The sequence below is a fragment of the Coprobacillus sp. genome (assembly GCF_984815275.1).
Genome location: NZ_CFJNYH010000015.1, coordinates 19,718 through 32,140, shown reverse-complemented (window position 1 = coordinate 32,140; position 12,423 = coordinate 19,718). Strand labels below are relative to the sequence as shown.

The 12,423-nt window shown below is 31.7% G+C and carries 12 protein-coding genes; 9 read left to right on the top strand and 3 right to left on the bottom strand.

Annotation, left to right across the window (positions count from 1 at the left end; genetic code table 11):
* Nucleotides 1-48: 48 nt before the first annotated feature.
* Nucleotides 49-942, top strand: coding sequence for a LysR family transcriptional regulator (locus AC5M21_RS06970; RefSeq protein WP_008788390.1), 894 nt, complete (start codon nucleotides 49-51; stop codon nucleotides 940-942).
* Nucleotides 943-1,253: 311 nt separating this feature from the next.
* Entirely contained in the window at nucleotides 1,254-1,967 is a 714-nt protein-coding gene (locus tag AC5M21_RS06965; RefSeq protein WP_008788391.1) for a UPF0236 family transposase-like protein, read from the top strand.
* Nucleotides 1,968-2,389: 422 nt separating this feature from the next.
* Here AC5M21_RS06965 and AC5M21_RS06960 read toward each other — a convergent pair whose 3' ends face one another.
* Entirely contained in the window at nucleotides 2,390-3,388 is a 999-nt protein-coding gene (locus AC5M21_RS06960; protein WP_008788392.1) for a GGGtGRT protein, read from the bottom strand.
* Nucleotides 3,389-3,403: 15 nt separating this feature from the next.
* Complete coding sequence (locus tag AC5M21_RS06955) at nucleotides 3,404-4,096, bottom strand: iron-sulfur cluster assembly scaffold protein (RefSeq protein ID WP_008788393.1); 693 nt, start codon at nucleotides 4,094-4,096, stop codon at nucleotides 3,404-3,406.
* Between the two features lie 280 nt (nucleotides 4,097-4,376).
* On the opposite strand from AC5M21_RS06955, the gene AC5M21_RS06950 reads away from it, so the two are divergent.
* The 6 genes from AC5M21_RS06950 (at nucleotide 4,377) to AC5M21_RS06925 (ending at nucleotide 10,761) form a co-directional block, all read left to right on the top strand.
* Entirely contained in the window at nucleotides 4,377-4,808 is a 432-nt protein-coding gene (locus AC5M21_RS06950) for a MarR family winged helix-turn-helix transcriptional regulator (protein ID WP_008788394.1), read from the top strand.
* A complete protein-coding gene (locus AC5M21_RS06945) occupies nucleotides 4,808-5,572 on the top strand; it encodes a sulfite exporter TauE/SafE family protein (protein WP_008788395.1) in 765 nt (254 codons plus the stop codon). The genes AC5M21_RS06950 and AC5M21_RS06945 overlap by 1 nt, the downstream gene beginning before the upstream one ends.
* Nucleotides 5,573-5,645: 73 nt before the next feature.
* On the top strand, nucleotides 5,646-6,542 hold the full coding sequence (locus AC5M21_RS06940; protein WP_008788396.1) for a MurR/RpiR family transcriptional regulator: 897 nt from the start codon (nucleotides 5,646-5,648) through the stop codon (nucleotides 6,540-6,542).
* A 123-nt stretch (nucleotides 6,543-6,665) separates the two neighbouring features.
* Entirely contained in the window at nucleotides 6,666-7,550 is an 885-nt protein-coding gene (locus AC5M21_RS06935) for an ROK family protein (protein WP_008788397.1), read from the top strand.
* A gap of 134 nt (nucleotides 7,551-7,684) precedes the next feature.
* Nucleotides 7,685-9,082 carry a 6-phospho-beta-glucosidase gene (locus AC5M21_RS06930; protein ID WP_282767670.1) on the top strand — a complete coding sequence of 466 codons (1,398 nt, stop codon included), beginning with the start codon at nucleotides 7,685-7,687 and terminating at the stop codon, nucleotides 9,080-9,082.
* Between the two features lie 281 nt (nucleotides 9,083-9,363).
* Nucleotides 9,364-10,761, top strand: coding sequence for a PTS sugar transporter subunit IIC (locus AC5M21_RS06925; protein ID WP_008788399.1), 1,398 nt, complete (start codon nucleotides 9,364-9,366; stop codon nucleotides 10,759-10,761).
* A 164-nt stretch (nucleotides 10,762-10,925) separates the two neighbouring features.
* Here the strand turns inward: AC5M21_RS06925 and AC5M21_RS06920 are convergent, their stop codons facing one another.
* Nucleotides 10,926-11,333, bottom strand: a complete 408-nt coding sequence (locus AC5M21_RS06920) for an Hsp20/alpha crystallin family protein (RefSeq protein ID WP_008788400.1) — start codon at nucleotides 11,331-11,333, stop codon at nucleotides 10,926-10,928.
* Nucleotides 11,334-11,557: 224 nt separating this feature from the next.
* On the opposite strand from AC5M21_RS06920, the gene AC5M21_RS06915 reads away from it, so the two are divergent.
* Nucleotides 11,558-12,421 carry a Cof-type HAD-IIB family hydrolase gene (locus AC5M21_RS06915; protein WP_008788401.1) on the top strand — a complete coding sequence of 288 codons (864 nt, stop codon included), beginning with the start codon at nucleotides 11,558-11,560 and terminating at the stop codon, nucleotides 12,419-12,421.
* Nucleotides 12,422-12,423: the final 2 nt, after the last annotated feature.

Here is a 12,423-nt window from a genome sequence, read left to right as displayed (position 1 = left end):
TATATAATATATATAATAATTTTGTTATGTATTGAAAGGAGTTCTTTTATGACATTACGCCATTTGCTTATTTTTATTCAAGTCTATGAAAATCAAAGTATTACCAAAGCAGCACAAAAGATGCACATTGCTCAACCTTCTATCAGTTTAGCCATTAAAGAAATGGAAAATTATTATTCTGTTCAATTTTTTGATCGTATGAATAGAAAAATCTTTCCAACAATTGCAGCAAAGCAATTCTATGAATATGCAGTTCATATTATTTCATTGTTTTCAGAAATGGAAAAAGGTATAAAGAATTGGGAAGAGGAAGGTATGATTAGGATTGGCAGCAGTATGACAATTGGTCATTATGTCTTACCTCATGTTGTTCAATTATTAAAGAAAAAATATCCAAACTTAAAGATTAAAATGTTTGTGTATAATTCTGAAACATTAGAAAAGTTAATTATCGAAAATAAGATTGATTTTGCACTTGTTGAAACTCATCTTCAAAATGAGAATATTATTCAGATTCCGTTTATGTCTGATTATCTTTCTACTATAGTCTGTCTAAATCATCCACTCTTATTCAAAAACGATTTACAACTTGCTGATTTACTTGATTATCCATTTTTAATGAGAGAACAAGGAAGTTCAGTTTATAATCTTGTCAATAGTATTTTTGTATCACATCAGTATTCTATTGAATTTGCAATGGAAAGTAGCAGTACACAAGCTATTGTGAGAAGTGTTGAAGCAGGTTTAGGAATTTCTACTTTACCATTTATGTTGGTAAAAGATGCAATAGAAGAAAAAAGAGTAAAAGAAATTTTTGTTTCTGAATTAAATATCAAAAGGTCATATCATATTATTTATCATAAAAATAAATATCTCTCTTCATTATCAAAGGATTTTTTTGAAATATGCTTAGACTATGGAAAACAACATGAATTTTTATGATGAAAAGGTCCATAGATCTAATGGTCAGTTCACATAAAGAAAAGAGGCTGTAACAGATAAATAGTTTCTTGAATACAAAAAAGTGATGAGTTTCATCTAGAATTAGGTGAGAAAACACCACTTTTTTGGTATGATTTGATTGTGGAAATCACGACATTAACACAATCAAATTATGGTAATTATAATAGCACATTTCAGTTACCATTACAAATTAATGCTTGTATTCGATAGTGTAAAATTGTTGGGGAGATGAAATAAAAAAAGAAATCCTGTATAATTTAAGTTACCACACATAAATCAGGAGGATTTCTATGTCTATTATTTTATCACACTTTCAACCTATTTCAACCCCTTTTCATTTTTTTGATTCCTCTATATATTCATCTCATAATCCCTTATTATGGGAATCTAATTATCTCAATTTCTCTTCTCAATTGATTCAACAACTTTTTATTGATTATCTTCGCAATATTGATGAATGCTTCTTTCATTCTGATGAAAGAAAGAATTCCTATTACTCTAAAGACAAGCAGCCTAGAACTCTTGTTACTTTATTTGGCACTATAACTTTTACAAGAAGACGCTATACAAATAGGTCAACTGGAAATTCTTTTCATTATATTGATTATCTGCTTGGCATATCTCAATATCAGAGAGTCACAAATCAGGTTGTCTCACAAATCTTTCATAATGTTTCTTGTGATCATGACAGTTACAGAAAAGCTACACAACCCTTTGGATTATCTAAGTCATTTGCCTATTACCAAATCAAAAAGCTGAAAACAGATGTCTTTATGCCATACCTTAATAAACCCATCACTTGTGATAATCTTCATATCGTTGCTGATGAGGATCATATTGCACTTCAGAATAAAAACAAACCAAGGAAAAGGAATTCCATAAATTCATATATGCTTAGACATGTCACTATTTTTACCGAGATTACAAAAATATGTAAAAACAGAAACAAACTGGAAAACAGAATGATTCTTACACAAAGAGCAATATCAAATTTCTTCATATAAGCATTTTTCATAAAGATACGCATAAGTGTTTTTAGGGCTCTAGCATATGTAAAAATTGTTGTGTCTTTCACTTGAAGTGTTTCTTTCATATCTAGAATAAAATTATCCATAGTCTCTTGATTAAAAGATGAGATAGGGGTATTATATTAGGCACAATAAACCTATAAATTGATTTCATACTCTCTTTATAATGTTTTATTGTTCCATCACGCAAGTTCCTAGCTTTACAATATAATAAGTATTCTTCACATCCTTCCTCAAATGTTAAATTTGTTTCTTTTTTCATTGTTAACTTCTTCATAATTGTACCTTTCTTGCGTACAAAAAAACTGCACACATCATCATAGAATTTATCTAAATAACGTGTACAGTTTTAATTTACTCATATAATTTTAAGTAGTTTAAACTTTAAAAAAATATAATTATTTACAAGCTTCTTCAATCGCTACTGCAACAGCTACAGTTGCACCAACCATAGGGTTATTACCCATACCGATTAATCCCATCATTTCTACGTGAGCAGGAACTGATGAAGAACCAGCAAATTGTGCATCACTGTGCATACGTCCCATAGTATCAGTCATACCATAAGAAGCAGGTCCAGCTGCCATATTATCAGGATGTAATGTACGTCCTGTTCCTCCACCTGAAGCAACAGAGAAATATTTTTTACCTTGTTCGATACATTCTTTTTTATAAGTACCAGCTACTGGATGTTGGAAACGAGTAGGGTTAGTAGAGTTACCAGTAATAGAAACATCTACACCTTCTTTATGCATAATTGCAACACCTTCACGAACATCATCAGAACCATAGCAGTTTACTTTTGCTCTCGCTCCATCAGAGTAAGCTGTTCTAGATACTTCTTTAACTTCACCAGTGAAATAATCAAATTCAGTTTCTACATAAGTGAATCCGTTAATTCTTGAGATGATTTTAGCAGCATCTTTTCCTAAACCATTTAAGATAACTCTTAATGGTTTTGTTCTTACTTTATTTGCTTTTTCAGCAATTTTAATTGCTCCTTCAGCAGCAGCGAATGATTCATGTCCAGCTAAGAAACAGAAACATTCAGTGTTTTCATCTAATAACATAGATCCTAAGTTCCCATGACCTAAACCTACTTTACGATCATCAGCAACTGATCCAGGAATACAAAATGATTGTAAACCTACACCAATAGTTTTTGCAGCATCAACTGCTTTTGTATCTCCATTTTTGATTGCCATTGCAGCACCTACAGTGTAAGCCCAGCAAGCATTTTCAAAACAGATTGGTTGTGTTGATTTGACGATATCATATACATCAATACCTTTTTCATCACAAATTGCTTTAGCTTCTTCGATTGATTTGATATCATATTTAGCTAATGCAGCGTTAATTTGATCAATTCTTCTCTCATAACTTTCAAATAATGCCATTTTCGTACCTCCTCATTAATCCTTTCTTGGATCGATGTATTTAGCAGCTTCAGCAAATCTACCATAAGTACCAGTAGCTTCTTTTAAAGCTTCATTTGCATCTTTTCCAGCTTTAATCATATCCATCATTCTTCCAAGACTAATGAATTCATAACCGATGATTTCATTGTTGCTATCTAAAGCAAGTCTGTTTACATAACCTTCAGTTAATTCCAAGTATCTAGGACCTTTTAATTGAGTTGAATAAGATGTACCAACCATACTTCTTAATCCTTTACCTAAATCTTCAAGACCAGCACCTACAGGAAGTCCACCTTCAGAGAAAGCTGATTGAGTACGACCGTAAACAATTTGTAAGAATAATTCTCTCATTGCAGTGTTAATTGCATCACAAACTAAGTCAGTATTTAAACCTTCTAATAAAGTTTTACCAACTAATGCTTCTGAAGCCATAGCTGCAGAGTGAGTCATACCAGAGCATCCGATTGTTTCAATTAATGCTTCTTCGATAATTCCTTCTTTAACGTTTAAAGATAATTTACATGCACCTTGTTGAGGAGCACACCAACCAATACCATGTGTTAATCCAGAAATATCTTTAATTTCTTTTGAATATACCCATTTTCCTTCTTCAGGAATTGGAGCACACCCATGACTAGCACCACGTGTTACGCATTGCATTTCTTCTACTTCATGTGTATAAATCATTTTTTTACTCCTTTCATTTTATAAAATGATTACTGCAAGGATAAAGGAAAATTTAGTTTATTTTCCATTCTCCAGGTGAAGGAATTCACCTACTGTGATTATAAGGCAAAAGGTCTTCAAAGTCAATGAACTCCGAGTATTCCAATGATAAAAAATGTAGAAAAATGACATCAAGAAATAAGCAGAATTTAGGAATATATGAAAAAAGTAGAACTGTTTCATTGACTCTTTGAACTATCTATACTATAATAGTTCAAAATAGAACTAATATGGAGGCAATATGACAGATTTACTAAAAATGATTCATAGTATGAAATCTTTATATGACCATCTCTGTATGGATGTTATGCAAGCATATCACTTAACACGCAGTGAACTTGATATTTTATTATTCTTACATAATAATCCTGAGTTTGATAGTGCTAAAGACATTGTAGAAAAAAGAGGGCTGGTCAAATCACATGCTTCAATGGGAATTGAGAAGCTCATACAAAAGGGTTATCTAAAGACAGTTCAAGATCAAAAAGATAAACGTCGTTATCATCTTTATCTTTTAACTTCAAGTCAACCAATTATTGAAGCCGGTTTAAAAGCACAAAAACGTTTTAATGATATTCTTTTTCAAGGAATTAGTGAAGATGAATTAAAATGTTGGGAAAACATTTTAAGACAAATGAGTTATAATATTATAGATGGGAAGGAAGAGATTTAATGTTTGCATATTTTATTTATATTATTGCAGGAATGGGAGCGGGAATTGGAACGGGATTAGCAGGTCTATCAGCTGCGGCTGTTATTTCACCCATGCTTATTACTTTTTTGGGATTTGATCCTTATGAAGCAGTGGGAATTTCTTTAGCCTCTGATGTTTTGGCATCGGCTATTTCGGCTTATACATATGGAAAAAATAAAAACTTAGATATTAAAAATGGATTGGTTATGTTAGCGAGTGTTTTGGTCTTTACACTGATTGGGAGTTATATTGCTTCATTGGTTCCAGGTGGAACAATGGGTAGTTTTTCGGTTTTTATGACATTATTATTAGGAATTAAATTTATTGTTCGACCAGTCATGACAACAAAGGAAGCACAAGCGGAGAAGACACAAAAAGAGAAAAATATTCAATCATTAATATGTGGCTGTTTCATTGGATTTATTTGTGGGTTTATTGGTGCTGGTGGAGGAATGATGTTATTGTTGATATTAACATCTGTTCTTCAATATGAATTAAAGACAGCAGTAGGAACGAGCGTCTTTATTATGTCATTTACGGCATTTACTGGAGCATGTTCACATTTTGCAATTGGTGGTATGCCAAATATAGAAGCCTTGATTGTTTGTGTAGTTGCAACTTTAGTAGGTGCAAGAATAGCAGCTTTATTTGCTAATAAAGCAGAGCCAAAGAGGTTGAATCAAGCAACAGGAGTTGTTTTAACTGTTTTAGGATTGGCTATGGTCATTACAAATTATATGTAATGACTTTTTCATTTATTGGAAGCGTTTGTCAAATAAGTGGACTGTTGTTATAATGTTAAAGAGGTGAGGATAAATGTTGGTAAAAGAAAAGTTAATGATGAGAGAAGAATTTTCAGAAGTAGATATTGCGATTGCTAATTATGTTTTAGAGCGTGAATATCAATTGAAACAGGATAGTGTCAGAAGAATTGCTCAGGAAACTTATGTATCACCATCTTCAATTATACGATTCTGTCAGAAACTTGGATATGAAGGATATAATGATTTTAGAGATGATTATTTAAAAGAGTTAAAATATTTATCATCACATTTTAAGAATATTGATCCTAATTTTCCCTTTAAAAGAACTGATAAAAATACAGTTGTTGCCAATAAACTAGCAACTCTTTATGAAGAAACAATTCAAGATTGTCTTTCACTTATTCATCATGATTCTCTGCAACAGGCTATCAATATGCTAAATAAAGCAAAGCATATATATATTTGTGCATCTGGTGCTCAAGTAGAGTTAGCTTCAGTTTTTAAGGTGAAGATGATGAAAATAGGAAAAGGTGTTGTGGTTTATTCACATGCTGAAGATATTTACTATCAGGCGTGTTATTGTGAACAGGATAGTTGTTTTATAATGATTTCTTATTCTGGCGAAACTGATAAAATTTTAAAAGTTGCTAAAAAAATCAAAGAAAGAGGGATAGATGGTCTAGCAATGACATCATATGGAAACAATACTTTATCTTCTTTAATTGATTGTTGTTTATATGTTTCTACTAGAGAAAAACTGGTTTCAAACTTAGGAACATTTGGATTAAATATTTGTATTATGTATTTATTAGATGTTTTATATTCCAATTGTTTTAATAGTGATTATGAAAACAATTTAGATAAAAAGATTAAAAATTCTTTGGCCTTTGAGAAATCTGAACGTATTGGTGGTAGACATTCTGATAACCCTATTTTAAAAGAAGAATGAAACAATGTTTTATATGTTCCTAGCTAAGAGAACTTTTTTAAGAAACAATGTGCTTTTTTGTTAGAGTTATCTTGTTTGAAAATATAGGAAATATATAATAAAGAAAAAACAAGGAGAATTATTATGTATTATTTGGGAATTGATATAGGTGGAACTTTTATCAAATATGCTTTAATTCATAAAAATATGAAAGTTATTAAGAAATGGAAAAAAGAAACACAAAAATATGAAACTGTTGAAGCTTTTTATGATTATTTATGTGCTGATATCTATAATCTTAATGAAATTGAATTGATAGGTGTCAGTGCTCCAGGAGTTATTGATGAAACTTCTCAGGTGATGTCTGAAGCAGCTAAAAATGTCAGAATTATGTATAAGACATATGTTAATCAGGAAATAGAAAAAAGATTGCATAAACCCACAGCTACTATTAATGATGCAAAGGCTGCTGGTTTATGTGAATTAAAATTGGGACAAGGGCAAAATACAAAAACGAGTGCTTATGTTTTAATTGGAACTGGAATCGGTGGTTGTTTTTGTGATGAAAATGGTGCTATTCAGGGACATGATTATCTTGCAGGAGAATTATCTTGTTTACCATTTGCAATGATAGATGGTCAAATTGTCAGTGCTTCACGTTATGCCTCGATGTCAGCTTTAATTACTATTTATAATCAGATTGCTAATGAACCTTTACAATATGGAACAGAAATATGTGAAAGATATTTAAATAATGAAGAGAATGCTTTAAAGGCCATGAATCAATGGTGTACAAATATCATCTTTGTTTTGAATACCATCACACTTTGTTATAATCCTGAGGTTATCTGTATTGGTGGGGGAATTTCTGAGGAACAATGGTTTATACAAAAGATTCAAAAAATGTACCAAGAGCTCATTCCTAAACGTTTTGCATCTTTGGTGACAACGAAGATTAAAAGTTGTCAGTATCATAATGATGCCAATCTCTTAGGGGCAGTTCTATATACGATTTCAAATAGAGAATAGTGAAACACTGTTCTTTTTTTATTGTTTTAAAGAGTTGAAATTGAGGAACTCTGTTCAAAGTATTGTAAGAGATATTGTTTATTTAAAGAGATACTATAGAATAGTGGTATCAAAAGGAAAGAAGGAATATTGATATGTCAAAAGGTGTTAAAATTGTAACAATTGGTGGAGGAAGTAGTTATACTCCAGAATTAATGGAGGGATTTATCAAAAGATATGATGAACTTCCAATCAGAGAAATTTGGTTAGTAGATATTGAGGACGGTAAAGAAAAAATGGAAATCGTTGGAGCTATGGCTCAACGTATGTGGGATGCATCTCCTTATGATGTCAAAGTTCATATGACTTTAGACAGAAGAGAAGCATTACCTGGTGCTGACTTCGTTACAACTCAATTCCGTGTTGGTTTATTGAATGCTCGTATTAAAGATGAAAGAATTCCTTTCTCTTATGGAATGCTAGGACAAGAAACAAATGGTGCTGGAGGAATCTTCAAGGCTTTTAGAACAATTCCAGTGATCTTAGGTGTTGTTGAAGATATGAAAGAATTATGTCCTGATGCATGGTTAATCAACTTCACGAATCCAAGTGGAATGGTTACAGAAGCAGTTATGAAATATGGAAAATGGGATAAGGTTATTGGATTATGTAATGTGCCAGTAAGTGCAATGATGAAAGAACCAGAAACAATTGGGAAAACATTAGATCAATTAACTTATAAATTTGCTGGATTAAATCATTTCCACTGGCATAGAGTTTATGATGAAAATGGAAAAGAAGTGACTCAGGATATTATTGATGCTATGTATGAAGGTAAAGATAGCGGTATTCCTGTTAATATTCACAAAGTTCCATTCTTTAAAGAACAGCTAGATGCAATGAAAATGTTACCTTGTGGATATCATAGATATTACTATCGTCAACAAGAAATGTTAGCACATGGATTAGAAGAATACAGTGATCCAGAAGTGGGAACACGTGGACAACAAGTGAAACAAACAGAAGCAGAATTGTTTGAATTATATAAAGATCCAAACTTAGATCATAAACCAGAACAATTAGCAAAACGTGGAGGAGCTCATTATTCAGATGCAGCATGTGAAACAATTGCATCAATCTATTCAAATGCCAATAGACACATTGTTGTCACAACAAAGAATAATGGAGCAGTACCAGATTTACCAGCAGACTGTGCAGTAGAAGTCTCTGCATATATTGGATCAACAGGAGCAAAAGCAATCGCTTTTGGAGAATTACAACCAGCTGAAAAAGGATGGTTACAATGTATGAAGAACATGGAACACTGTGTTGAAGCAGCAGCAGTCACAGGAGATTATGGAATGGCATTACAGGCATTTATTTTAAATCCACAAATTCCATCAGGAGAAAAAGCAAAACAAGTCTTAGATGAATTGTTATTAGCACATAAGAAATACTTACCACAATTTGCAGCAAAGATTGCAGAATTAGAAGCAGCAGGTGTTACTATTAAAGATGATGTTGCTAGAGAATTAGTAGAGGATGGGAAATAGAAATTCTTTCTCTATATTAGGTATATAAAAATAAGGAAGTTTTAAAATCATTGAATTTGTCAATGAAATTAATTCTTCCTTTTTGTTTTTCACCCAAATGTGGGTAAGCACCAAAATAGAAGTCTTTGATTTCTATTTTTTTCTTTTATGGAACAGTGTTTCTTATATTGAAAAAAGAAGATGATAAATTGGGGAACAATGTGCCTAAGGTCCTTTATAATATTGAGAGATTTGTCGAAAAACATATAATAGAAGTATATTCAAAAGAGGGAGGAAAGAATATGGATGCTTTTGCTGATAAGCTAGGACGTGTTGGAGCATGGTGTGGACAGAATAAATATTTGTCTGCTATCAAAAATGCGTTTCAAAATTTTATGCCAGCAACTATTGCTGGAGCCATTGGTGTTTTGTGGACAAATGTACTTATTAATGACAGAGTTGTAAATGGAGCACCTCAAGGTTTAGGGGGATTAATTTCAGGAATTATGGTGTTGGAACCATTGAATGCTATTTTCTCTGCTATTCAATTTGCAACAATCTCTTGTATTTCAATTGGTATTGTTATTCTTGTTGCACAAGAAATTGGTGAAATGAATGGAGAATCAGGAATCTTTAGTGCCGTTTTAGGATTTGTTTCATGGATGGTTGTCACTCCAAATACTTATGGAATGGCTGGACAAACAGTTACGCTTGCAGACTCAACAACAAAGGTTGTTTCAGACTTTTTACCAAAAGGGGCAACTGTTGCTGATTTTGGTGGAATTTCATCTCGTTATACTGGCGCCACTGGTCTATTTACGGCCTTAATTGTTGGGATTATTGCATTAGAAATCTTTGGATTTTTAAGAAAAATGGATGCATTGAAAATTAAGATGCCGGATCAAGTCCCACCAGGTGTTGCTAAATCTTTTGAAATCTTAATACCAGCATTTTTAACAGTCACAATTGTAGGAACTTTAGGATTTATCATTCAAAGTGTTTCTGGTCATTATGTCAATGATGTTATCTTTCAGTTAGTACAGGATCCACTTGGAAATATTATTGGGAATAATTTACTTGCTGTTTTGTTGTTATTTGTAATTATTTCATTATTTTGGTTAGTTGGTATTCATGGCAATAACATGGTAGAAGCGATTAATCAATCTATCTTTAGATCATTGTTATATGCTAATACTGCTGCTTATACTTCTGCCACATATAGTGGGCAACAAGATATTCCAAATATTCTCAATTTAACAATGTTAGAGATGTTTGGAAAATGGGGTGGCTCAGGATTAACATTATCTCTTGTTATTGCTATATTTATTTTTGGTAAACGTGAAGATAATCGTGCTATTGCGACATTATCAGTTGTTCCAGGTTTATTCAATATTAATGAAACAGTGACATTTGGTATGCCAATTGTCTTAAATCCTATTTTAGGAATACCCTTTATTTTAGCCCCATGTCTATCTTTAACAATTGGTTATTTCTTAACTGTTGTTGGATTCTGTCCAAAAGTTGTTCTAGAAGTTCCTTGGACAATGCCACCATTATTAATGGGATTTTTAGCAACTGGTGGAAATATCATGGGAGCTATCTCACAACTCATAGCTATTGTCGTTTGTGTTGTCATTTATGCACCATTCTTAATCGCTTATGAAAAATATCAAAATAAACAATCTGAAAAAATTGATTAATTGAACTTCTATTCATATTTTTGACAAAAATAAAACTATTTTTGTGAAATGAACCCCATTGTTTGGATATATAAATAATGGTGGTTCATTTTATTATGACGAAGCTAACAAGAAAAAAATATATGAAAAAGCCAGTTGACTTCAAAGTCAACTGACCTTTTCTCCTATTGAATAGGAATAAATTTTTTATCTTCAATTTGTGGAGTTGTATCTTTTGGAAGAGCAATTTTCAATTCTCCATTATCAAATGAAGCTTGAATATCTTCTTCTTTAATCTTGTCACCAACATAGAAATTACGACTGCAACTTCCACTATAACGTTCACGTCTAATGACATGACCATCATTATCTTTTTCTTCATTATTATAGTTCTTTGTTGCATTAATCATTAAATATCCATCTTTTAATTCAAGTTGAATATCTTCCTTTTTATAACCAGGAAGTTCCATATTCAACATATATTGATCATCCTTTTCAACAATATCTGTACGCATACTGTCAACTGAAGAATAATCAAATGGATCATGGAATAAATCATCAAACATATCATTAAATGCAGGTAGGAATTTCATAAAACATCGCCTCTTTCTTTTTTTATTTCTTTAACAATTAGATTTCAGTATAACTGAAAATGAAATTAACTACCTCATTAGGGACCTTCCCTAACTACACTTATATTATATCACTATTTTTAGCACTGTCAATATAAGAGTGCTAAAAAATAAAATTTCAATTTAAGTAAATTTTTAAAGAGATTAAAAAATTATGATATGCTAATAAAAATAGGAGGTAGACAATGATTAAATTAGTTGTTAGTGATATGGATGGAACATTACTTGGAAAATCAAAGGGGGTCAGCATCCCTAATAGAAATGCAATACAGAGATTATCTGAGCATAATATAGAGTTTGCTATAGCATCAGGTAGAGATTATAATGGTGTCTATCAAATTATTCATGAATTAGGAATTGAGTGTGAGGCTATCTTAGGTAATGGTGCACAGTATGTGGATGTAAAAGGCAATATCTTGATGGAATGTTATATGCAGAAAACAATTTATAAAGATGTTGTCAAAATATTTGACGATGCATCAATCCCTTATATGGTTTTTACAACAAAAGGTTTTTATGCGACAGAGCCACAAAGAGTGCGAGATTTATTTGTTCAAAGATGCGTCAATTTTTTTCATCAACCTTATGGTGAATATGACAAGGGTGGTAAGTTTGAAAATTCAACTTGTAACTTTTTGCAGGCAATTGGAAATGTTGATGACTTTTTAAAACAAGATTTTGAAATTATTAAAGTTGAGGCCTTTTCATTGGATGCAAGTGAAATTGCTCCTGCTAAAGAAAAACTTCAATTTGTCCCAATGATTTCATATTTATCATCTTTTTCTGATAATGTTGAAGTGACAGATCAAAATGCTCAAAAAGGACTTATTCTTGAAAAAGTTGCTAAGCTTAAAAATTTATCAAAAGATGAAATTGTTGTCATAGGAGATGGTATGAATGATTTAACGATGTTTCAACATTTTCCTTATGCTTTTGCACCTGCTAATGCCGATTTAGAAATTCAAAATTTAGCTTATCAGATTGTTGCAGATTGTGAAGATGATGGCTTTGCTGAAGTTATAGATATTATTTTTAAGGATTTGATGTAACA

Coding starts and splice junctions, on each gene's coding strand:
- AC5M21_RS06940 (WP_008788396.1), top strand. CDS start 5,646: ATGTTGGTAAAAGAAAAGTTAATGATGAGAGAAGAATTTTCAGAAGTA.
- AC5M21_RS06950 (WP_008788394.1), top strand. CDS start 4,377: ATGACAGATTTACTAAAAATGATTCATAGTATGAAATCTTTATATGAC.
- AC5M21_RS06970 (WP_008788390.1), top strand. CDS start 49: ATGACATTACGCCATTTGCTTATTTTTATTCAAGTCTATGAAAATCAA.
- AC5M21_RS06945 (WP_008788395.1), top strand. CDS start 4,808: ATGTTTGCATATTTTATTTATATTATTGCAGGAATGGGAGCGGGAATT.
- AC5M21_RS06930 (WP_282767670.1), top strand. CDS start 7,685: ATGTCAAAAGGTGTTAAAATTGTAACAATTGGTGGAGGAAGTAGTTAT.
- AC5M21_RS06935 (WP_008788397.1), top strand. CDS start 6,666: ATGTATTATTTGGGAATTGATATAGGTGGAACTTTTATCAAATATGCT.
- AC5M21_RS06955 (WP_008788393.1), bottom strand. CDS start 4,096: ATGATTTATACACATGAAGTAGAAGAAATGCAATGCGTAACACGTGGT.
- AC5M21_RS06965 (WP_008788391.1), top strand. CDS start 1,254: ATGTCTATTATTTTATCACACTTTCAACCTATTTCAACCCCTTTTCAT.
- AC5M21_RS06915 (WP_008788401.1), top strand. CDS start 11,558: ATGATTAAATTAGTTGTTAGTGATATGGATGGAACATTACTTGGAAAA.
- AC5M21_RS06925 (WP_008788399.1), top strand. CDS start 9,364: ATGGATGCTTTTGCTGATAAGCTAGGACGTGTTGGAGCATGGTGTGGA.
- AC5M21_RS06920 (WP_008788400.1), bottom strand. CDS start 11,333: ATGAAATTCCTACCTGCATTTAATGATATGTTTGATGATTTATTCCAT.
- AC5M21_RS06960 (WP_008788392.1), bottom strand. CDS start 3,388: ATGGCATTATTTGAAAGTTATGAGAGAAGAATTGATCAAATTAACGCT.